This window comes from Lawsonibacter celer (assembly GCF_014281125.1).
Classification (GTDB): domain Bacteria; phylum Bacillota; class Clostridia; order Oscillospirales; family Oscillospiraceae; genus Lawsonibacter_B; species Lawsonibacter_B celer.
The window spans coordinates 139632-163214 of record NZ_JACOEA010000001.1 but is presented as its reverse complement, the minus strand read 5'-3'; the positions used below and the strand labels follow the sequence as shown (position 1 = coordinate 163214).

General features: G+C 55.6%; 13 protein-coding genes and 2 tRNA genes. 5 read left to right on the top strand and 10 right to left on the bottom strand.

Features of this window, described 5'->3' with window-relative positions; genetic code table 11:
- Positions 1-18 precede the first annotated feature (18 nt).
- The 5 genes from H9Q75_RS00745 to H9Q75_RS00725 all read right to left on the bottom strand — a co-directional run bounded on the left by H9Q75_RS00745 (position 19) and on the right by H9Q75_RS00725 (position 5423).
- Complete coding sequence (locus tag H9Q75_RS00745) at positions 19-825, bottom strand: ABC transporter permease (protein WP_186564259.1); 807 nt, start codon at positions 823-825, stop codon at positions 19-21.
- 13 nt (positions 826-838) lie between these two features.
- Positions 839-1780: an ABC transporter permease gene (locus H9Q75_RS00740; RefSeq protein WP_186564258.1), complete on the bottom strand. Its 942-nt coding sequence runs from the start codon at positions 1778-1780 to the stop codon at positions 839-841.
- Positions 1781-1812: 32 nt separating this feature from the next.
- Complete coding sequence (locus H9Q75_RS00735) at positions 1813-3363, bottom strand: ABC transporter substrate-binding protein (protein ID WP_186564257.1); 1551 nt, start codon at positions 3361-3363, stop codon at positions 1813-1815.
- 180 nt (positions 3364-3543) lie between these two features.
- A complete protein-coding gene (locus H9Q75_RS00730; RefSeq protein ID WP_186564256.1) occupies positions 3544-4185 on the bottom strand; it encodes a TetR/AcrR family transcriptional regulator in 642 nt (213 codons plus the stop codon).
- Positions 4182-5423 (bottom strand): cation:proton antiporter, encoded by a 1242-nt coding sequence (locus H9Q75_RS00725; protein ID WP_186564255.1) that lies wholly within the window; start codon positions 5421-5423, stop codon positions 4182-4184. Before H9Q75_RS00725 ends, H9Q75_RS00730 begins: the two co-directional genes overlap by 4 nt.
- Before the next feature lie 1584 nt (positions 5424-7007).
- On the opposite strand from H9Q75_RS00725, the gene H9Q75_RS00720 reads away from it, so the two are divergent.
- A complete protein-coding gene (locus H9Q75_RS00720; RefSeq protein WP_186564254.1) occupies positions 7008-7235 on the top strand; it encodes a hypothetical protein in 228 nt (75 codons plus the stop codon).
- Positions 7236-7556: 321 nt separating this feature from the next.
- Here H9Q75_RS00720 and H9Q75_RS00715 read toward each other — a convergent pair whose 3' ends face one another.
- Entirely contained in the window at positions 7557-8123 is a 567-nt protein-coding gene (locus H9Q75_RS00715) for a hypothetical protein (RefSeq protein ID WP_243200631.1), read from the bottom strand.
- A gap of 157 nt (positions 8124-8280) precedes the next feature.
- On the opposite strand from H9Q75_RS00715, the gene H9Q75_RS00710 reads away from it, so the two are divergent.
- Positions 8281-8778 (top strand): tyrosine-type recombinase/integrase, encoded by a 498-nt coding sequence (locus H9Q75_RS00710; protein ID WP_341480873.1) that lies wholly within the window; start codon positions 8281-8283, stop codon positions 8776-8778.
- Positions 8779-8856: 78 nt separating this feature from the next.
- On the opposite strand, the gene H9Q75_RS00705 is transcribed toward H9Q75_RS00710, so the two are convergent.
- Positions 8857-8944 (bottom strand) — tRNA-Leu (locus tag H9Q75_RS00705).
- A 180-nt stretch (positions 8945-9124) separates the two neighbouring features.
- Here H9Q75_RS00705 and H9Q75_RS00700 point away from each other — a divergent pair.
- A tRNA-Leu gene (locus H9Q75_RS00700) sits at positions 9125-9210 on the top strand.
- A 554-nt stretch (positions 9211-9764) separates the two neighbouring features.
- On the opposite strand, the gene H9Q75_RS00695 is transcribed toward H9Q75_RS00700, so the two are convergent.
- The 3 genes from H9Q75_RS00695 to H9Q75_RS00685 form a co-directional block, all read right to left on the bottom strand.
- Positions 9765-16874 carry an S-layer homology domain-containing protein gene (locus H9Q75_RS00695; RefSeq protein WP_186564252.1) on the bottom strand — a complete coding sequence of 2370 codons (7110 nt, stop codon included), beginning with the start codon at positions 16872-16874 and terminating at the stop codon, positions 9765-9767.
- 13 nt (positions 16875-16887) lie between these two features.
- The gene (locus H9Q75_RS12595; RefSeq protein WP_186564251.1) at positions 16888-18003 is read right to left on the bottom strand and encodes a YibE/F family protein; all 1116 of its coding nucleotides are present in this window, start codon (positions 18001-18003) and stop codon (positions 16888-16890) included.
- Positions 18004-18090: 87 nt separating this feature from the next.
- Positions 18091-22167 (bottom strand): choice-of-anchor I family protein, encoded by a 4077-nt coding sequence (locus tag H9Q75_RS00685; RefSeq protein WP_186564250.1) that lies wholly within the window; start codon positions 22165-22167, stop codon positions 18091-18093.
- Positions 22168-22472: 305 nt separating this feature from the next.
- Between H9Q75_RS00685 and H9Q75_RS00680 the strand changes: the two genes are divergently transcribed.
- Positions 22473-22856 carry an amidohydrolase family protein gene (locus H9Q75_RS00680; protein ID WP_186564249.1) on the top strand — a complete coding sequence of 128 codons (384 nt, stop codon included), beginning with the start codon at positions 22473-22475 and terminating at the stop codon, positions 22854-22856.
- Positions 22857-23104: 248 nt separating this feature from the next.
- Positions 23105-23539: a hypothetical protein gene (locus tag H9Q75_RS00675; RefSeq protein WP_186564248.1), complete on the top strand. Its 435-nt coding sequence runs from the start codon at positions 23105-23107 to the stop codon at positions 23537-23539.
- Positions 23540-23583: the final 44 nt, after the last annotated feature.

The window sequence follows — 23583 nt, the reverse complement described above, 5'->3', positions numbered from 1 at the left end:
GCTCTTTTCCCCCCTTTTTTACACGCGGCGGCGCCGCTGCTGCAGGCCCTCGCTGAGCAAGCTGAAGCCCAGAATCAGCAGCACAATGGCCCCGCCGGTGCCCAAGGCGTACCAGGGCGCGGACTGGAGATAGGTCTGACTCTCGTTGAGCATGGAGCCCAGGCTGGCAAAGGGGGGCTGTATGCCAATGCCCAGAAAGCTCATGCTGGCCTCGCTGAGAATGGCGTTGTTGAATCCGATGGTAATGGCTGGCAGAAGCACCGGCAGCGTGTTGGGCAGGATATGGCGGAAGAGAATACTCGCGTCCCCCGCTCCCATGAGCTTGGCGCTCTTGATATAATTCAGCTCCCGGCACCGGGCGAACTCCCCCCGCACAATGCGCGCGAAGCTGGGGATGAACAGGATGCCCAGGGCCAGGATGATATTATGGGTTCCGCTGCCCACCACGCTGATAATCACCAGCGCCAGCAGAATGGCGGGAAAGGCCGTGATGGCGTCGCACACCCGGGTGAGGATCAGATCGGGGACGCCGCCGTAATAGCCGCACAGGCTGCCGATGAGAATGCCGAACACACACCCAATGGCCACCACGCACACGGCGATGAAGAAGGAGGTGCCCGCCCCCTGGAGCACCCGGCTGAAAATATCCCGGCCGTAGTTGTCGCCCCCCAGCAGATGCGCCGGAGAGGGCGGCGCGAACTTGGCCGCCGGATCCATGGCCGTGGGGCTGTACGGGGTCCAGAAATAGCCCACCAGAATCAGCAGCACCATGGCGGCGCTGAGGAAGCCGCCGATATAGAGAAAGGAATTCCTTGTTTTTTTCATATTCAAAGGCCCCCTATCTCAGCCGGATACGGGGGTCTGCCAGCTGATAGAGCAGGTCGGCCGCAAAGTTGACGATCACGATCCACGCCGCCAGAATGACCACAATGGCCTGCACCACCGGGAAGTCCCGGTTGGAGATGCTGGCCAGCAACAGCCGGCCGATCCCCGGAATGGTAAAGACCTGTTCGATGATGATGGTGCCCGTCATGATCTCGGCAGCGGACACCGCCAGGAAGGTAATCACCGGAATCAGCGCGTTTTTCAGCACATGCCGGGAGAGGATCGCCCGGCGGCTGTTGCCCCGGCTCCGGGCAGTGCGCACGTAGTCCTGCCCCTGCTCGTTGAGAATTGCCCCCCGCAGCATTTTCACCGTCATGGCGATGCGCGGGATGGCGATGGACAGGGCTGGCAGGATCAGATAGGAAATGCACCGGCCCCAGTCCTCGGTATAGGACACAAAGTCCCCCGGCGAGAAAACCCGCAGCACAATGCCGAAGATATAGCAGGCAAGAATGCCGATAAAGAAGGCGGGGATGCTCATCACCACCTGGTCCAGGGCGGTAAAGAAGCTGTCCAGCGCCCGGCTGCGGACGCTGCCCGCCAGCACGCCCAGCGGGATGGAGAGTACAACGGTAAAAAAGAAGGAAATCACCGTCAGAAGGGCGGTGATGGGCAGCTTCTGCCCGATCATATCGGACACCGGCATATGATAACTGTAGCTGGTGCCCATGTCGCCGGTTAAAAAACCGGTCAGCCAGTCCCAGTAGCGCACCAGTACGGGCCGGTCCAGGCCCAGCTCGGCCCGCAGGGCCTCCTTGGCCGCCTCAGTGGCCTCGGTGCCCAGCAGCTTGGTGGTGGGGTCGCCCGGAATAATTTGAAAGGCGAGGAAGGCGAGGAGCGAAACAATGAACAATGTAATAATGAGAGTAAGAACTTTTTTCGCGGCATATTTCATTCTCCCCGCCTCCTCTCTTTCAGGTTGTGTCCTTATGCCTTGAAAGACAGTTTGGACATGTCAATGACGTAAAGGGGGTAGAAGGTGAAGCCCTCCAGTTTGGGATTGATGGCCACAAAGTCGGCCTGGGCCTGGAGATAGACGTTGGCGGCGGTCTGGCTGAGGATGCTCAGGCACTGCTTGTAGAGAGCCGTCTGCTCCCCGTCGTCCACCGTGCTCTGCGCCTGGGCAAAAACCTGATCGTACTCGGGGTTGTTATAGTTGATCATGTTCTTGTCGTTGTCGCTCACCCAGCGGGCCAGCATGCCGCTGGCATTCAGCGTGCTGGAGTCAAAGCCAACCACTGTGGCCTCAAAGTCCCGGTTGGTGTACACGTCGGTCAGCCAGGTGTTCCAATCCACCTGCTGGATCTGGGCGGTCACCCCCGCCTGGGCCAGCTGCTCCACCAGCACTACCGCGGTGGCCACATGGGGGCCGTAGTTGCTGGGCACCTTGATGGTGAAGGTAAACCCGTCCGGATAGCCCGCCTCGGCCAGCAGGGCCTTGGCCTTCTCCACGTCATGGGGATAGGCATCGGCCAGGCTGGGGTCAAAGTACTTGGTGAAGGCCGGGTACATGGAGGAGCCCACCTTGGTGCCGTGCCCCTCGGCCGTCAGCTCCAGCATAGCATCCACATCCACCGCGTAGCACAGGGCCTGACGCACCTTCTCGTTGTCAAAGGGGGCCACGGCGTTGTTCAGGTAGATGGCCTGCACCAGGTTCATGGTCCCCTCCAGCACGGTGTAGCCGTTGGACAGGTTGTTCACCTGGTCCACGGACAGGTGGGCCACCAGATCCAGAGAGCCGCTGTCCAGCGCGGTAAAGAGCGCGGTGTTGTCCTCATAGATCTTGTAGGTCACCCTGTCCAGGCTGGCGCCCTTGCCGTAGTAGTCTGTGTTACGCTCCAGAATTACATTCTCCTGGACGCTGCGGGAGACATACCGGAAGGGGCCGGTTCCTACGGGCTGGGTGGCCTGGTCCGCATAGTCCTTGGGAACAATGTAGACGCTGGCCACATAGCTGAGAAAATCCGGGTTGGGGGCCGCCAGGGTCATTGCGATCTGGTTTCCGTCCACACTCGTATCCGTGACAGCAGAAAGCGCCTCTACCACGGCGGAAGTCACCGAGGTAGCGGCGCAGGTTTCAAAGGAGTAGAGTACGTCGTCTGCAGTGCAGGGGGCGCCATTGTGAAAGACCACACCCTCACGCAGCGTGAAGGTATAGGTCAGCCCGTCCTCCGAAACACTGTGTTCCGAAGCCACTGCGTCGACATAGTTTCCGTCCGAGTCGGGCTTTACCAGCCCCTCAAAGACGTTAAACATGACCTCTCTAGTTCCTGCGGCCGTCATTTGATACGGGTCAAGACTATCGTCCAGGTCCTGGGCGATCCCCACGGTGATCTCATTGCCGTGGTCCGCCCCGGAAGAAGGTGTAGTTTCGTCGCTGGGGGTGGGGGTCTGTGTCGTGGTTCCTCCGCTGCACGCGCTGAGTGAACCCGTCAGAGCGGCCACCGCCAGGAAAACTGCAAGAATCCGTTTTTTCATTGCCGATTCTCCTTCCGCTGTTTTGTAAAACAGCGTTACAACAAAATAACTTCTTCTCCCATTATTAAATTGTCGCGTTTTATTGTAGAGCATCCCTTTCCAAATTGCAAGGGCTATCTTAAATTTTTTCAGAAAAGCAAACCTGCGCGAAAAAGAGCGCGCGGAGAGTTCTGTGCCGCCTTAGGGCACAGAGCTCTCCGAATCACTCTGCTGAACCATTCCAAACGCCACCATATCCAGGATCTCCTCCGCCGACGTCAGCATGGAGTGCAGGTCGTCCGCTCCGCTTTCCGCGCAGTACTGCTCCGTAATGGTCCAAAACACCGTATATACGCTGTTTAGATAGCGCGCCGCCTTTTGCTCGTCCAGCGTCCTGCGCAGTGTCATACGCGCAATCGTCTGCTGCAGAAACCGGTCATTTTCTTCCCGGAGCGGCCGCCGCAGCTCCTGAATCCGCCCGGACAAACGGCTGGGCGCACGAAGCATGGCGTCCTCAAACATGCGTTTCTCCCGGGGCCGTTCCTGAAAAAAGGACTCCCGGAGCAGAAAAAACGCCTTGATTGCGTCACAGGCGGGCAATGCGGCCAGGTTCTCCGTCTCCTGCCCAATATAGGCCCCCAGCGCCTGAAAAATTGTCTCCAGGCAGGAGAGGAACAGTTCGTCCTTGTTGGCGTAGTAGTGATACATCATGCCTTTCGATATCCCGTGGCCAGCGCAGATTCCATCCATCGTAACCGCGTCATAGCCGGCGCTTCCGAACTCCTCCAGCGCCGCCTGAGCAATCAGCTGTCTGCTTCGCTCCTGCCGCTCCTGCTGTCTCATGCCGCCGACGCCTCCTCTGCTTTATGCAGCTCTCCGGCCCATTCAAATCCCTTTTTCGCCATAAAAACCGCTATGATTTCATTGATGACCGCCGCTGCGGCAATGGTGCCTTGAACAATAGAGGCGTACTCCGGAGCCGGCCCGCTCAAAACGGATACCGCGATGCCGGTAAAGACCAGGGATACCCCGGAGTGGGGCAGCAGGGTAAAGCCAAGATAGCGCTTGACGCTCCTGGGCGCATGGGTGACTGCGCCCCCAAAGTAGGCGCCGCTGTATTTCCCCGCCGCCCGGGCAATGATGTAGACCGCCGTATACGCCCCGGCGCCGAAGATCAGGTGATAATCCAGCGGCGCACCGATATTGAGGATGGCTACAATCAGGGCAAAACCGATCACAGGATTCATTACCCGCATCATCTGATCCAGCTGCTCCTGCGTAATCATGTTGGCAAACACCGTGGAGAATGCCATACCAATCAGCATAAAATTCAGCACCGGAGTGGGCAGTAGGCTGTTGATGAAAAAGCCCAGCCCCGCCGATGCCAGCAGCATCAGGAGCATGGCAGCCAGCGTGCTCCGCGCAGTATGCGTATGGCGCATTATCAGGCCGGCCAGCGCACCGGTGACAATCCCCAGCAGAACCGGAAGAAAGACCAGAAGCAGGACGGCCGCAACGGAAATGTCCTGGGCAGATAGGTTTGCCGACACCAGCGCGATCACCAGGAAGAATACCAGCGCCCCCACCAGATCGTCCAAAGCCGCCATGGGAATCAGGGTTCTTGTCACCGGCCCGGAGGTCTTCATCTCGTTGACAATGGACAGCGAGGGCGCCGGGGCCGTGGCCAGGGCAATCCCTCCGAATACAAAGGCCAGATAAATCGGAATGCCGCTCACCCGGAAGAGAATCCCAAAGACCAGGCTGACCACCAGGAAGGTCCCTAAGGATTCTGTCACCGTTGTGACCAGGATCTGTTTTCCCGCCTTTTTCATCTGCCGCCAGATCAGCTCTGTTCCGATCATCAGTCCCACCGTGCATTCCAGCAGTTTTTCCGTCACCACAAACCAGGATGCGTTTAAAACTGCATTACTCAGCAGATTCACCGCATAGGGCCCCATCACCATTCCGGTTATCAGCCAGCCCAATATGGCGGGCAGCCTCAGCCTGGAAACAAGCTTTCCAGCCAAAAACGCAATCATAATTGTGACCAGCAGCCGTATAATTCCCATCAAGACATCCATACACAGTTCCTTCTTTCAATTATAGACGATATCGTCTATTTTAGAATGGTACAACATTTAGACGATATTGTCTATCAATAATTTGTAAACAATCCCCACCGGACGACACAAAAAAAGACACGACAGATATCGTGTCTTTTTTGACCAATCGGCCCACAGGGCCGGCGCGCGCTGCCCTTTGAAAAAGGTCGGAGCAAGCGATACAGAGCTTGCTCCGATCTGTGTTTGGCTGCCGAAAAAGACGCGCCCGTTTCAGGTTTCGAAAGAAGTGCGCATTTCGATGCGCCGCCTATCTGCCAAAGCTATGGAAACCTTGTTTATTATCACCGTAGACATTGATGTTAATGACAGCACTCGGCTTGTCCGCTTTTTTTACGGAATCTACCTTCTTGTTATTATTGTCCCCAAAAATGAGGGGACTTCTCATCCGTCAATAACATCGACAATATTACAGCCTTATATCCTAATATTGACACCAGCACAAATCCAACTTCTCAAACAGTATGTTCTCTTTGGCCCAACGCCTAACCGCCTGACACAGCCACAGAGAAACACACTTACACATTGACTACGAGCGCAGTCATTGTGCCGTCGTGTCCGTGTGCCACAGTGTCAGGGTGACGAGGGGCTGATGGTGCTTCTCCCGGAAAATATGCATCCATACCTGCAGGTACGATGCCGCTCGCTTTTTAATCAAGAGCCAAACGAAGTCTGATCTGACCGCCCGTACTGGCAGGTGCATTATATTACATCCAGCAGAAGATGCAAAATAATGCGCTATACATTCCGTCTAGCAGGATATGAAAAAGCGGTGTTCTCATAGAGGCTTTTTGAAAATGTTCAGCTGGTCGCTTTAGGGACTTTTCTCTGTTTGGTTGCTCTCAAACAAAAAAATAGAGATCCCCTGTAGTTACAAGGATCTCAGGACATGACAAACCCCGCTTTTCAACAAAAATGTTCGAAAAGCGGGGCTCATTCAATACTGTCACGCCTTCCCCTCCTTTCCGTGGCCGGTAAAAATACCGACACCGCCTCTAATATGGTATTATTATAGCATATTTTCTATTGGGTACAATATATATTATGTACATATTGGGGTACAGTATTTGTTTATAATACGGATCGATATATTGGGTACGATATATTATACTATAATCAGCCAGAGGGACAGGAAACGAAACTTCCTGAACCTGCGAATGGCATACTGGTGCGGTGGCCCAGGAGCTTCACCAACATTCCAGAACGACGCGGGGTCCCGAATGAACCTTGACAACCAAATACCCGACACCGTATAATCAGGACAAGGGGCGATACTGATGGATGAAAGAGCATTGCTTGAAGCTATCGGCCAGATGATGGACGAGAAGTTAGACCAGAAACTACAGCCAATTATTGAGCGGTTGACAACCTGGAGGAATCCAACGAGGAAGGCCGCAGCGGAGTAAAGGCCCTTCTGGAATGGGCGGAAGAGTGTGGGAACGTAATCAAGTTCCTGCTCCCAAAGGTGAAATAAGTACATAGACATAGCCAGACGGTGCCGGATGTTCGATGCCGTCTGTTTTATTTTGCAAGCAAGTCAACACCATGAGCACCAACGAACTAGAGGCGAAGATCCGGGAACTGCGCCAGCTCCAAAGCCTGATTGAGGAGGCCCAGGCGGTGAGCACCGGCCTGCTGGACATCCTGCTGCCCGTCCGGTCTCTGGCTGCCCTGGAGCAGGCGGTGCAGAACGAGGGGGAGGTCACCCGCCTGTCGGAGCGCTGCGGCGTCGGGGGTATGGGAACAGAACATGTGCACCCCCCTGCGCCGTAGCCCACTGCCGCAACTTCGCCTCCTGTACGCCATCCCGGAGGAGGCGGCCACCGGTACATCCAATGGGGCGCTGACCTACTGGCCACCAGGGTGGAGAACCGCTTTGTCCAGGAGGAGAAGATGGGTAAGCCCCCGGAGATCCTCAGCCGCCTGGCCGCAGCGTCGGAGGACGTCGAGGTGCAGGTGGGCGGCCGGGCGGAGACCGGACGCCGGGCCGCCGCGGGAGAGGCGGAGGCCCTTCTGGCCGGGCAGCGGAGGCGGTGGACCTGCGCCTGCGGCGGGGTGATCTCCCGTCTGCTCGGAGTGCGGGCGGCCCGCGGACTAGGAAATGTGAAACTGCCGGATGATCCCCACGCTCATGTACTCGCCCATCTCGCGGGCGAGCTGGTCCAGCAGCAGGTAGAACTCGCTGATGGCGTGGTAATCGCCCAGCAGATCCTGGTCGGCGGCATCGCAGAGCAGAGTGGTATTTTGGACAAACATGCTGCTCCACAGACTGGCGTCCCAGTGGGGGTTGAGCTCGGACAGCTGGGCGGCGGTGAGCCGGTTGAGGTCCAGCCACTGGCGGCGGATGCGCTCAGTCTGGCTGCGCTGCCGCGCGTCCAGCGAGTCCAGATAAGCAGCGTAGTAGCGGTAGAGCGGAGAGCCTGCCGCCGCGGCGCCGACAATGAGCTGGATGCCGTAGTAGCGCTCCATGATCTCGTCGTACTGGGCGGGCTGGGCCTGTAGCTCCTGGTAGATGCTGTCCACGTTTTCCGCGTGAAACAGCCGGCTCTGCATATACATGAGGGCCCAGAAGGTGCTCCCCCGCCACGCATTGATACAGGTGTTGAGTAATATGAGCTGACGCTCGGAGAACGTATATAAGTCAAGCCGTTTCTGTTCCATAAGATCCCTCCTGCCCATAGGGTATGCGCCCGGGGGGCGGTGGGTGCGCGAAGCCTGGGGCTCAGGCGCGGCGCTTTGATATGGTTTGGTTTCCGTCCAATGCCTCTCTTCACAAGTATGAGTGAGGGGGGAGGTGCTGGGCCTCACGTGAGACTGTGTGGATTTCAAGCGGGGAACGGTCACGATCAGCAAGCTGCTCCAGAAGGAGCGCGGCGATACGGGCGCTTATCACCTGGTTTCCACAAAGAACGGAAAGGGGCGCATCATCACCCCCGCCGGCGCCGCTATGGACCTTTTGAGGAAGCACCGAGCCCGGCAGGCAGAGCAGCGGCTGCAAGCCGGAGCACTCTGGGAGGGCTTGTGGCTTGTGTTCACCGATGAATTGGGACATAACCTGTCCGCTCAGACAGTTTACCTCCACTTCAAGAAGCTGGCTGATTCCATTGGCCGCCCAGATGCCCGCTTCCACGATCTACGGCACAGCTACGCCGTGGCTGCTATCCGCTCCGGGGATGATATCAAGACGGTGCAAGGGAGCCTGGGCCACGCTACTGCAGCATTTACCCTAGATGTATATGCCCACGTTACAGAACAGATGAAAAAGGACAGCACAGCCCGCATGGATGCCTACATAAAGACCGTTTCGACCCTGTAAAGGGAAAATTAAAGTGAAAATCAATCCCTAAAAGGCAAAAAAGAACCCCGAAACTATTGCAGTTCCGGGGTTTCTTCTTGGTGCGCGAGGCGGGACTTGAACCCGCACGTGCGTAATGCACACTAGAACCTGAATCTAGCGAGTCTGCCAATTCCACCACTCGCGCATTTGACATTGCGCTTTTGTTTCAGCGCAAGAAAGATATTACCATGGGACATAGGAAATGTCAACCCCCTTTTTTCGCTTTTTTATTTTTACTTTCGGGAAAGGCCGGAAAAATACGGTTGACAAACCTGTGCCGTCCCGCTATAATAATCAGGCAGTCTTTCTTAGACTGTCTGCATTCGCGGATGTGCTGGAACTGGTAGACTGGCTAGCTTGAGGTGCTAGTGGCCCACGGCCGTACGGGTTCGAGTCCCGTCATCCGCACCAAACCAAACATAGCAAAAAGATATCATCGGCATTTCTGCCGATGATATCGCCATTTATACGGCTTTTTAGCCCCCGAAAAGCCCGTTCAAAAATACGTCGTTTTTGAGGATGTCATCAGGTGGTTTTCGCATATTATGTATATTTGAACGCTCATTGTGCCATAACTGTACAGAAAACTATGGTTACAGGTAAAAATGCAAAGAGCGGTCGAAATTGAGGAACAATTTCGACCGCTCTTTTTTGTTTGCAGGAAGGATGAACAATGCTGATCCAAATACAAACGAAACAGACACTCTACCTGCTACGATTTCGATTGCCTGAAAAGAAAAGCCTCCCCGAAGTTGGAGCGCCGATTAAGACACTCGTAACAACGAGGAGGCTAACTTTATGTAGGAATGTGGGTATATGAGTAGTGTGGAATAAAATATGATTGCCTACATTTCTCGTCATTTATCCATTTCGAACTACTCACAAAATGGCGCAGATACAGGGTTACAGAAATTTTTTATCAAAAAAAGGAACCAAAATCCCAACTTTTTATCTGCATTCCCTAGCTAATTAACGATATAGCGCCACAGGAAGGTTACTATCTGACCTCTACTGCAATACGAATCAGGAGAAAAGTGTGTGGTGCTGGTGCCGTTTGTAATGCCGTTTTCAACAGCCCATAATACCGCATCGGCGTAGTATTCATCCTTGGACACATCCACAAAGGGGTTGCTTGCATCCGAATGGATGAAGCCAGCATAGCGCCATAGGAAGGTCACCGTCTGCCCACGGGTAACCACAGCATTTGGAGAGAACGTGGAAGAAGTCGTGCCGGAGGTGATCCCTTTTTCCGCCGCCCACAAGACAGCCTTATAGTAGTATGCATCGCTGTCAATGTCAGTAAAGGAATTGACTGTGGAGGTTGGCTCAGGCTCACCAGCGGCTCTCCAAAGGAACGTCACCATCTCTCCTCGAGTACAGATATTGTTGGGGGAGAAGGTGGTTTCTGTCGTTCCCTTTGTCAAGCCGTTTTGGACCGCCCACAGCACTGCATCAAAATAATAAGCGTTTTCTGCCACATCATCGAAACTTTTAATAGCGGGTTCTTCGTGCTTCTGACTGCTATCCTCATTCGGTTTTGCCACTGTGTCGCCGCTTGTACCGCCGCCACTCGCACCGCCGCCGGTGGAGGTACTTTCCGCGGTAAAATGCTCCGGTAGGCTGCGCGTTATATTGCCAGCCTCATCCGTCAGCACAGTGTACCACTCATAGGTCACATCCTTGGTCAGCCCGACCGCTCTGACCGTCGCTGTCGTATCGCCCGTTACGGTCTTAGTGCCGGCCAGAGATGCACTGCCTGCTGCGAGGGTGATCCCGGTGGTCGTAAAGCTGCGCTCCGTGGTGGCACCCAGATCCAGGGTAATGGCAAACTCATCCTTATTCTTCTGGTACAGGCCTTTTGTTGCCTTGTACTGACCTGAACCGTACAGGGAGAGGGTTTCGCCGGTCAGTGGGGAATAAGTGTTAAAGTACACCAAGTCATTTTCCAGGTCAAACTGCACCATGCGCATGAATTCCTGCCCGCCGTAGGTCAGAGCGGTGTCCTCGCCCTGATAATCCTGCAGAACGCCGTAAAACTCCCGGTCTCCATAAGGACGGATCAGGTCTGCGCCGTCGATATGACCGCAGAATACCAGCTTAATGTTATCGTATTTCTCAATCACCTGAGTGCGCAGCGTTGCGTTTCCGGTAAAGCTGCCACCAGCGTTGAAGTTGTGAGTCAGAATAAACACAGCATAGTCCGGATTATCCTTTACCTGTTGCTCAGCCCAGTCAATGTCATCCTTCTGCATATGGTAGCCGATGGACAAAAGCATGATCTTAGCGCCGCCGAATTCTCCCTTCATACAGATATTATTTGCCGTTCCGGAGGTCGTGATCGTCCAGTCGGTGCCGGCGGCGTTCTCTTCCAGTCGGGAGACCGGGAAATAGGTGTCGCGCAGGCGGTCCTCATTGGGCTTTCCGTCATAGCGATAATCATGATTTCCCAGAGCAAAAGTGTACGGGACACCTTTCTCCTCCAGGACCTTGTAGCCGTCGTCTGTAACTCTCCAGTTGTACTCATAGTTGAGGTTGGAGCGGTTCGAAATATCGCCGGTGTTAAAGGTGATAATGCCGTTCTTCTCCGCAAAGGTGTCCGCAATCCACTGGTATTGGTGGATAAACATCTCAGGATAGAACTGGGACATATACTGGGTATCGGAGTTCCAGAACATGGTGAAGTCGTACTGGCCTTCCTCCGGAATGAAGGAGGTCATATCCGCCGGCTCACATCCCAGGCCGCGGAAAAACAGGACATACAGCAGACCGTCTTCGGAACGGTACTGCTTGCCCTCGATCTGCGCGTCAATGGATACCTTGCCGGAACCGGTGGTCGCACCCACTTTAACCCACTTTTTATCCGTCAGATCATAGGCGTAGGCATGCACCTGGCGCTCGGACTCTCCCTGCCATGTCAGGTGATAGCTGTCCTTGGCTCTCTGCATCTCATTCAGAGTGATTCGGTAGATCTGATAGGGAGCCTCGTCTGTTTTTGTCGTGGTAGTCTGTGCGCTCACAGCGCTGTAATCTACGGCAAGCGGATCGATTGCATCGGGTACATAGGCGTTGGTTCCGCCCTCGTAAACCGCCATATTGGTTTCATTCAACACAACCCTCTCGTTGGTATAGAACTGAACGGTCAGCTTTTCGCCCTGCTGTGCTCCAGTCTGAACCGTCAGCTGCTGGCCGCCGCTGACCGCTTCGCTGCGCAGCTGCGGTGCTTCAGGCGCCTTTGTATCCTCCGTGACAAAGGCGATGACAGCAGTGGCTGTGCCGGTCGCAGAACGCGCCTGCAGCCTGACTTGCTGCTGACCGTGCCCTGTTACAGGCACCTCGACCCGAAAGAAACCGGCCTGAACCGCACCCAGGTCAAAGGTCTGATCGCCGACGATCGCTGTCAGTGCGGCATCCTGGCTGACCATACCGCTCACCGCCTGTTTGCCAGCCTGACAGGGACCGTTCTTGCCCGCTGCATCCGCAGTCAGGCTCAGGGTGTTAGCGCCCTGTTTCTCCGCTTCGCCCACTGTGACGGCATCGCCCAGATAGTTATCCGCACGGAACCGTTCCCACTGCGCGGTAGTGCGCTGACCTGCGATCTGCACCTCGTACAGCGTACCCTTGAACGCGCCGTTGAGATCTCCTGCATCTGTACCGGAATAGGCGCCAATCACCGTAGGCAGATCCGGATTCAGGAAGCTTGCGCTCTCAATAAATACGGTATCCTCCGAAGCGACTTCGCCGTCGATATAGGTGACCACGGTGAAGCCGTCGTAGGTGACCGTGACCAGATGGGGCGTGCCGTCTGCCGCAGGCAGAGCATTGACATAGTTGTACTTCTCCGCCTTATTGCTGCGCCACCACATGCATCCGTAATAGCTGCGCAGTTGGTTGTTCGCATTGACGCCCAGCAGATAGGTATTCTCGCCGGAGGGGTCGCCGGGGTAGTACTTGGACACAATGGCCCGTTCCTGATAATTCATGTCGGCCAGATCCTTTTCAGTCAGGGAGATCACGGCACTGACGCTGATGTGGTCATAGTCGTCACCGACGCTGCCGTACTGGATCTTGCTGTTGGCAAAGGTGGCCGCCTGCTCACCGCCGCGTTCGGAAACCTTGAACGCGCCCGTCACGGTGCCGGTCTGCTTACCGGTGGAATCAGTACGCCGGTCACCGTTTCCGGCGGGCGCCGCGAAGTGCTCGACCAACTGATAATTGTCATTCCAGACATCTTCCCCGGCGTAAGAGGATGCCTTACCGCCAAAATAGACCCACAGGCCGGTAATTCCTTCCGCAGCAACCGCGGGCACACGAACCCAGACCGTGCTGATGCCATTGGCGTTGTAATTTTCCACCTCACAGGGCAGCTCTTCACCGGCCGCAGTATAGAACTTCATGCTTTGGGAGGGTGCTTTGTCGATCTGCACCCGCACAGGCACATCGGAAAATTCCAGATCAGTGTCATTGCGCACGGTGACAGCGCGGCGCTCAGCGGCAGTCTCGTCCAGCCACTTGCCGGCGGTTCCCGCTGCGATGCCGCTCTCCGCGCTGACCAGCGCGTCATAGTTGGTGATTTGTTTCTGCTGCTCATCGCTGAGGGTGTTGTACGCCGCTCTGGCCGCAGCCGTATTACCGCTGCCGATCAGCTTCTCCACGGCTCTCACTTCTTTGTCAATGCCAAAGCCTTCGATCATGGTGGGATTCATGGATTTTTTGATCTCGTAGACCGCTACGCTCAGGCGACCGCCGTCCACAGTGATTCCCGCAAAGGTCTGCACAGAGCCAGCGGATCTGCCTGCCCGCTGGTCGCTGCGCGCAAACAGCGCGATATAGTTTTCCAGCTCCTCCGTCGTCATGCCGATTTGCTGGCTGATTTTCCGGCCGGAGGTGCCGGGCATCATGTAGATGGTGCCGTCGGGATCCACGCTGTATTCAAATCGTTTTCCGTTGACCATCTCGGTGTAGGCGGTCTTCCCGGTAACCTTCCCGTCTTTGACCGCATAAGTGCGCCCCAGAATATGATCGTGCCCCTGGATTACCAGGTCGATCTTCAGCTCGTCAATGATGGGCAGCAGCACTTCGCGCAGCCCCTGAATTTCTTCATCCTGCGCATGGGAGCCGGAGGTATAGGGTCCCTTATGGGTGTTCAGAATGATCCATTCGGCTCCATTTTCCCGCGCCAGCGCCACATCCTCGCGCAGCCACGCCAGCTGCGTGTTGCTGATGCACTGATTGCCGTCCTCATTGGTATTGAGCACCGCGAAATGGACGTTTGCATAATCAAAGCTGTAATACCCTGTGTCGCCCACATTGAAATAATCGGTGAAACCGTCGGCATCATATTCGCCCGCTGCCGGAGCGATCAAAGTATTCATCAGCGTATCCTGGTTGAGATAGTAGAAATATTGCCAGTCAGTGCGCTTTCCCCCAGTCATATCGCCGCCGTGGAGAATGAACGCAGCCTCCGGCACTACCAATTGCGCCGCCTGCAGCGTGGATTGTGCAAGCGTCATGGCAGATATGTCACCGGCATCGGCATCAGAAAGGCTGATCAAGGAGAAGGCATCCTCCCGAGGGGCAGTGGTAAAACTACCCACCTCGGAAAAGGCCTGATTTGTTTTGCTTCCTACGCGATAATAATAGGTGGTATTGGGCTCCAGACCGGTTGCCTTTGCCCGATACTGCATACCCATGGTACCTGCGGCCTCGGCAGGAAATTCCACGGGAGCCTCCATGGATTTACTGGTGCTCAGCTGCACCACGCCGTCCACATTTCTCTGATATTGCCAGCTGAAGGACATTTCCGTGGAAGCATCCCCATTGGGAGTCACAGCCACGCAGTTGACACTGTCACTGCTGTAGCCGAACACTTTGGGCACCGGGTACCCCTCCTCAGACATTTTCCACTGGAGACTGAAGTTGTATCCGATGGCTTCGTAAGTGCTCTGCTCTTTCAGCTGCGCTGCAGTCTTGCTGATCCCCTGCTGATCGCCGTCGTCCGTCACCTGTTGGCCGTTGATGGTGTAGGTATCCAGTGCCAGATTGTTTGCGTAGATGTTCTTCCCATAGGGATCGCTACCGGTAATGCGGTTGGCCTCTTTTTTCTGAACCCCCTCATTCACAGTGATTCCGCCGCCCAAAACTACGTCGCCCCGGAAGGTCATGCTGTTGGTATAGCCACAAATGCCGCCAATGCTAACTGCTGCTGGCGTTTCCAGCACTGTGATCTTTGCGTCGCTGATACAGTACTCAATGGTGCTGGTGCTGGCATAAGCCGCAATGCCGCCGGCCATGGGACCATAGTTACCCGTACGGGGGCCGCAGGTCAGCGTTCCGGTGAACACACTGCTGCTGATCGTGGCGCTCCACTGGCCGTCGTAGCCCAGCATACACACAAGGCCGCCCGCCTTGGAGAGCTTGGGAACGTTCACTTCGCCGTCAATGACCCGGCAGCCGGACACCATAGCGCCCTCTTCCATCAGACCTACGATGACCGCAGCGCCGGAATAGCCGTCAGAGCCGCTGTTGGCCTGGCTTGTGACCTTGGGGTGATCAAACACCAGGTTTTGAATGGCGCCGGAAAGCGAGCGGACAAACCCCAGGCGGTACTGCTTTACCGATGCTGTGTTGGTGTCGTTGATCACCAAATTCTTAATCGCGTGGCCGTCGCCGTCCAGCACGCCGCTGAAGAACTCAATCATGGGGAAATCTTCTGTCAGTGTAATGTCGTCGGTCAGGACAAAACACTTGCCCTGCAGCCGTGCATCGTCCCGGTTCAGCCGCACGGTCACATACAGCAGATCCTCCGCGTTTTTCAGCTGATAGGGGTCTGCGGAGGTGCCTGCGCCCGAAAGCCGGACCGGCGCAATCTCCCCCGCCGCGCGTGGGATCGGATAGCCATTCTCCCCCAGCTTCCAAGCAGCCTCCATATCCCAGCCGTACTGCTCCCAAGTATTCTCCTTCTTCAGTTCGTCGGCGGTAACAGTAATGCCGTCCTTGTCGCTTGGGCTGCTCACAGTAACTTTGTTGACGGCAATGCTGCTGTCGGCGATTTGGTAGTCGCTCGTTCGGAGATTCTGGGCGTCGCCGTAAATGCGCCCCGCACGCATGTAGCCCTGTTCTTCACTCGCTGCGTCATAGGTAATGCTGCCGCCCAGTGCAGCGTTGCTGCGCAGAGTTGAGTAATTGGCGTAACCGCAGATGATACCGGTTCTGGGGTTTTTGCTGGAACCATTCACGATGATTTCCGCGTTTGCCGCACAGTATTCCAGCGTGCTGGTGTGGTTCTGTGCTGCAATGCCGCCGGCCATCGGCCCCCACGTCCCCGTCCTGGGTCCGCAGGTCAGCTTCCCTTGGAAGCGGCATCCGGTGACGGTAGCGGGATTATTTCCATCACGTCCGCTCATGCCCACAATTCCGGCTACCTTGGGCACACCGGGGGCATTGACCTCGCTGTCCATGACACAGCAGCGGCTGATGACAGCGCCTTTGAGGTTTTCGCCCGCCACCACGGCAACTGCAGCGTATGGCGTTTGATCCGAGGCAGCGCTGGAAATGAACGCTTTCTCAAAATGTAAATTCGAAATGGTTCCCCCGTTCTTGCGGATAAAGGCAATCTGATAATCGCCAATGGAACCGGTCTTCTCGTCTTCGATCTTCAGATTGCGGATGGTATGATCCTGTCCATCAAAAGAACCTGTGAATTTGTCGATTGGGGTATAGGTCACGCCCTGCATGTCAATGTTGTCAGTCAGAACATAGTGCGCCGCAGCATAAGCCGTCTGATCCGTATCCGCATTCATCTGCTCTGCCGCATAAACCAGTGTTTCGGCAGTGGCGATCCGATAGGGATCTGCGGCAGTGCCTTTGCCCTCCAGCGTCACGGTCTGCACCTCGGCATCCCTTTCCTGAGACGCTGTATCACCGTCTGCCGGCGTTGCATCACTGCCCGTCTCCATCTGAGCGCTGTCCGCAGCACCGCTCTCCACAGGAGCCTCCTCTGCTGCAACCGCAGTGGCAGGCAACAGCGAAAGCAGCATAGACAGCAGCAAAAGAATGGATATCAGTCTATGTTTCATTGGAAATACTCCTTTAAACTTTATGTCTGGAATAAACAGCGGCGCCGACAATAGTCGCTACCGGAACGGTCAGGATGACGGCGGCAGTCCCGCAAAGCCCCTGCGCCAGCTCCACCGCCAGGTAATCTGAGCTGAGCAGCTGATGCAGCTGCACTCCGTAGGAATAAAACACCAGCATGGTTGTCAGCGCCCCGCCGGTAAACGCAAAAATCAGGGTATTGCTCATGGTGCCAATTATATCCCGCCCCATATTCATCCCTGCCGTAAAGAGCCCGCCTGCCGTTGGACGCGCGGCAGCCTGCGCTACCTCCCGCAGTGCTGAAAGCATCGAGACAGCCACATCCATCACCGCGCCCAGCGAAGCGATCATGGTGGCTGCAAACAACAGCGTAGTGATCTTCAACCCGGTGTTCTGGGCAATGAGCAGCAGCCCCTCTGCCGAATCGGTCTGAAAGCCGCTGATGTGCAGCATGCCGGAGAAGATCCCGAACAGAATGCAGGCGGCGATCTCACCGACCAGTGTGACCAGCATGCTGAGCAATCCCTGGATCGTAAAACCCTGAAGCAGGCCGATGGTGATCACTGTTGAAAGAATGACCACCGTAAAGCCCACCAGCATCGGGGAATGACCGCTGTAGAGCAGCGGCAGCGCCCACCGAACCACCAGCACCACTGTGAAGATCAGCGCCAGCGCCGCATAGACGCCCTTTCTGCGGCCCACCAGTGCCATCAGTGCTAAAAATACCAGCACCATGCACACAATGGACGACGTGCGATCATAGTTGTAGATTGTATAATAAGGTTCCACGCCCTCCGGAGCATCCACACAAACGACCACATGCTGGCCGGGTCGGGCCAAAATATTGTGGGTCTCTGTTAAATAGTTGTCTATCTCCACCAGCGCGCCATCGCTCAGGCTCACCTCAAGGTGCTGTACGCCCAGCGTCTGTCCTGTTCCAAGTGCGCTTTCACTGCACTCTTGGGAGAGAACCTGTGTCACTGTGCCCCGGACATACCGCAGGGTATCGGTCTCATACCTGCGGTAATCCGCACCGTTACCCGGGAACAGCAAAAGCCCAAGGGTGGCCAGCAGCACCGCAAATCCCAAAAGATATGGGATAGAATCCACCACTTTCCTGCGCAACTTTTTATTTCACCACATTCTCTATTTGTCCGGACGGATGATCCTATGCCATCCGTCCGGCAAATTCTTTCTTTATGCTTCTTTCCATTGCAAAAAGCGGGAGAAGATCACCGCCATCTGCGCTCTGGTAGCACCGCTCAGGGGGCTGAGCGTCGTCTGGCTGGTACCGTTGATCACACCGCTTCCGACGCACCACTCCATAGCGCTGCGCGCCCAGCTGTCAGGCTGGTCCGTAAAGTGGGAAAGCTTTCCCGTGGCAGTCACATCCAGGCCCTGGAACTGTGCAAATCGATAGAGCATAGCAGCCAATTCCTGGCGGCTGAGAACGCGCTCCGGTGCAAACACACCGGCTCCAACGCCGTTAGCCAGACCATTGGTCTCCGCCCAGGCAACTGCGTCCGCATAATAGCTGCCCGCAGGTACATCGTTGAAGCTGGCGGCTTTCTGTACTTCTGGTTCCCCGGCCAGACGGTAGAGCATGGTCACCATCATGGCGCGGTCCGTGGGCTGCTTCGGGCTGAATTGATCGTTGCCGATGCCGGACATCAATTTCCGGGATGCCATGTACTGCACGGCATCGTAGAACCAATCCTGCTCATTTACGTCATCAAACACCACAGGCGGTTCATCCTTGGGCTGCTCCGGCTTCACCGCAGACCCATTTCCGGAGCTGCTGCCACCGGAACTGCTGCCACCGGAACTGCTCTTCGTTTCAATCTGTGCCACAGTCACCGTTCCGGAGATCTCGTTTGCTACCAGGATCATCGCGTTGCCTGTAGGGCTGTCATCGGCAGACACAGTGCAGATGCCCTCTGCGCCCAGGTCGCCGGCTCGCGCCAGATCACCGCAGGTAAAGTCACGGACATTCAGATAATCTGCATAGGTCACATGGTTGAGATCGCTGATATCAAAGGCCATGATGCCGCCCATACGTTCCAGACCCACTATGGCATAAATCTTTCCATTTGCCGTTACCGTTGCCACGCTTTCGGGCTCCGGCCCCTTCTTATTGCTGCGCTTGTCCAGCTCTCCGGCAGCGTCGTGACCGGAATTGAAATAGGCGGGGAAGTTCTTGGCGGAAATCTGTTCCAGATTGTCGCCGCTGTCGTAAACCTGCTTCAGCGTCTCCGCATCCCATATAGAGAAGGAGCGGCCGCCCAGCAGATAGGTTTTCCCTTCTTCCAGGCCATCGGTAGCGTCCGTTTTCAGGTATTCGATCTTCTTTCCTGCCTTTGCACCGTCGCTGAGGGTCAGCTCGCCAGAGTCGATGTTTTCATAATCTCCCCACTCCCGGGCGTCACCCTCGTTAGCGGTGAGCAGATAATCCTTGCCGTTGATGGTCGCGCAGGCAATGCCGTCGGGCATATAGACACCGTACACAGATTCATTGCGGATGGCAACGGCTTCGTCCCCATCCAGATCCAGCCCATTGCCTGCCGCGCTGTGATCCTTAAAGCCCAGACCCTTCACATAGACCCACGAATGGTTGGTGAGATCCAGCGCCGCCACGGCATTGTTTTCCTGCAGTGTAACATAGGCGGTTTTGCTGTCCGCCGACACCGCAATGTACTCCGGTTCCAGATCCTCGGCGGGGGATGCATCCTTCTTGAGCAGCACGCCGTCCGCAATCATCTTTTCCCGATCGAGATTCTCAAAGGTGACGGTCTGCGCTTCAGATTTGTCAAGATCCACCACGGTGACGGAGCCCTTTGGGTCGACGGCGTTCTCACCGTAGCCCTCCCGGGGCTCACCTTCGTTGGCTGTCAGGATCTTACTGCCGTCCGGGGTAAAGGTCAGCATATCCGGCTGTACGCCGGCGTCGAATTTCTGCACGAACGCTCCGTTATAGTCCAGCAGGACGATGGAGCCGTTTTCCCTGTAATCGCTGTTCTGCACCGCGATGGCCACCAGATCTCTCTGGGGATTCACATCCACGCTGGTGATATCCCCGGCGCTGAAGCCGTGGAGCTTGCCCATGAGCGCCACGTCGATCCGCTTGATCAGACCGGTGCGGCCGTTTTCGTCGATCTTTGCGATGTCCACTTTCTGGGTCTGACCGCTGACCAGGTACATGCAGTCATTTTCAGGGTTGAACTTGACGATCTCCGCTACGCCGCCATCCTCATCGGCTGTGCCGGTAGCATAGCTGTCCAGATATTGCAGCAGGCCTGTTTCGCTCTTGGTGTTCACATTCTCGGTAAAGTCACGCTCCGCCCCAGAGTGGTTGATGGTGAAGGCGTCCACCACGGTCAGTTCGTCGTTGCTGAGCCGGTAGGTGATAATGCGGAAGCTGTCATCGGTCACGTCTACCCGGGAGACATTGGGGGTTTTCTCCTGATTTTTGACCGCCGCATAGGGGAATTCCTTGTTTTGGATGTTATAGTACTTGCTGCCCGAAGCGGAGTTGGCGGTCACATACAGCACGCCCTCCGGGTCGGTCACGGCGGTGGGGGCATTGCTGCTGCCGTTTTCATATTCATAGTTGTCCGCCGCCGTCACCGGAGTCAGCCCATCCATGATGTAGCTGCGGACATAGACATGGTCATGCCCCATCAGCACCACATCAATGCCCAGCTCGTTGAACACCGGCACCAATCCATTCCGGCGGTCCAGAATATCCTGTTCTACCGCATGGCTGGCCACAGAGTAAATGGAGTGGTGGAAGGTGACCACCTTCCAGCGGATGTTCTGTCTTTCGGTGGCCTTGATGGCCTGCTCCATGAATGCTCTGTGTTCCGCCGTAGACAGATTATTGCTGTTGAGCACCATGAAAAGGGTGTTATGATAGACAAAGTAGTTGTCGCCGCCGGCATTGGAAATGCCCAGCGTCTCCGACTCGTTAGCCACATGGAAGTGATCGTTGTAGGCGCTGCTGGCAGTGTCGTGGTTGCCCACCACGGTGGCCACGGGCATGCCGTACAGCTCCTCATGCTCCAGATATCCGCTGTACTGCGTCTCGTCAGCGGCGGAATTGACCTGATCGCCCGCACTGAGGATGAAGTCCGTTCCTGCAAAATTCGCATCCGTGGCAATTTTGTTCAGGGTCTTACCCCAGTTTTTCCCGTCGTTAGTGCCATTGCCGGAGGCGCCGATCTGGGGATCGCCCACAAAGGCGAAGGTGAAGCCATCGCCGCTGCCGGTGGTAAAGGTGTGAATATCGGACAGGGTCGCACCATTCTTCATCTGATAGGCATAGGCTGTGTTCTCCTCCAGATCGGTTGCGGTAGTCTGGTAGCTGTAGTAACCGGTCTTAGCCGCAGCCTTGCCTTCCGCCTCAAACTGGCGGGCGGTGTCGGGCATTGTATCCGCCGTTACCTCGTCCGCCTTCGCCAGCAGCAGGACGCCCTCGGTCTGTACGTTGGTGTACCATGTGAAGTTCATTTCGCTCTCATCGGCACCCATGGCCAGATTGATACCAGACTGCTTCTCCGCCATGACCTCCGGCTCTTTTGCCGCAATCTCAAACTGGGGCATATAGAACCACACATCAGAGCTGCTCGGCCGCCCTTGATGGATTTCCACGGCGAGGACGTTTTTGCCGCTCTGCAGATTCAGATCGGACAGATCAGCCTTCGTAAAGGTCACCGTCTTGGGCGTAGAAGCGTTGGAGCCACCGTGCTGTAGGTTTGCGGTGATTTCACTGTCATCATAGCCTGCCACCTTTGTGCCGTTAATGTATACGGTAGCCGCATCGTCATATTGGAGCGTGCAGGTCAGGTATTTCATATCTGCGGGATTGTCCACCGTGAAGCTGTGGCGGAAGAAGTAGGCATAGGCATCGTTTGTGCCATCACAGCCCGCCAGCAGGTTGTCTGCGGTATAGCCCTCTTCCAGTTCCTTTGCTCCCTTTTTGGAACCGAAGCTGCCGCTTGCAGTCTTCCACTCGGAGTCGTCGTAATCCACAGCGGTCCAGCTGGTACGCTCATAGCCCTCAGCAGAGCTATCCCCTGCCGGATCAGTATTATTGTCCAGATAGCACCACGTCAGCGCCGCACTTTGCGCCGCAGGCACTGCGGCCTCTTCTGCGACCGCAATTTCCGCTGCTGCTGTGTTTGTGTTCATCTCCGCAGCAGCAGCGGGCATCATACCGACCGTCAAAACAGCCAGCAGGCACCAGCTTACTGTGCGTTTCCATTTTTGTTTGTACACAATATATCCCCCCTTGTCTTATATAAGTTAGGATACTGCGTTTTTCCGTCTGCTCACAACCAACCCAAAGTTATATTCAAGTAAAATTTACGTAAGCTTGCGTTGCTGTCTTGAATCTGTATAATGCTTGGTTTAATACACCGTAGGCAATGTCCGGCCAGGAAAATAGATTTCTTTCTATTTTTGTTTTAATCTGGTGGTACAAAGAAATCCCATCAAGCAAATAGCCGTGCGTTAGCTGGGAAGGAAGGTGTGTGCGTGTCTAAGCTGTATTACAACGGGACCATTTTGACCATGGATGAGAAGTGCCTCGGGCGGAGGCCATCCTGGTGTGGGACGGCTGGATCACCGCCTGCAGCGGACATGAGGCAGCCTTTGCCGCCAAAGACTCCGGCTACACCCGTATCGACCTGGGAGCAGGGCCCATACTGACTGGTTTTCTCGACGGTCACAGTCACATCGCGGGCCTGTCCGCCTCCCTGTCCCAGTACGATCTGGCCCGGGTGACGGAATTCCAGGGCCTTGTCCGTGCCATGCGGGCATTCATTGCGGAGAACGCCATTCCGAACGCTGAATGGGCGGTTGGCACCAATTACGACCACAACTTTCTGACCCAAAGGTGCCACCCAGATCGCAGCATGCTGGACGCTGTCTTCGGCACCCAGCTTGGCATTCCTGCCCAGAGCTAGCTTTATGCCGTCCTTGGTGACTGCGGTCTTTTTCATCCGCTCCCTGTCACACCGTCAGCGCGGACCAAATAGACAACCGTGCTGGGGGTGGCTTTTTTTCGCCTTTGACGGCAATAGTCTCTTCGCCGTCCGCCGCCGCCACGGCTTTCAATATTGCTATCAATGTCCAGACTTTTATGCTGGGCCAGCGAATAAAAAACGCAAATCTGCCCAGACTAACTTTATCTTATAAAGGGGCTGGAAGTTCTATGATTGAACAGGACACAATAAGACTGCTTCGGGAATGTGATGCAGGCGTTAAAATGGGAGTTGCATCTATCGATGATGTGCTTGATCAGGTGCACAGCGATACCCTCAGGGACTATCTGACGGAGTGTAAAAAGCAACATGAACAACTAAAGGACGAGATTCAGACGCTGTTGGACAAATACCATGATGACGGAAAAGAACCAAACCCCATTGCAAAGGGAATGTCTTGGATTAAAACCAACATGAAAATGGGGATGGATAACTCCGATCAAACGATTGCAGACCTGATGACAGATGGCTGTAATATGGGTGTCAAATCGCTGAATCAGTATCTGAACCAATATGAGGCGGCAGATGAAGTTTCCAAGGATATTGCCAAACGGCTGATTCATTTGGAAGAGCAGCTCGCCGTGGACATCCGTAAATTCTTGTAAGAAATAGAGACACCACCTTCACTGCCTAAAAAAGCAGAAGGTGG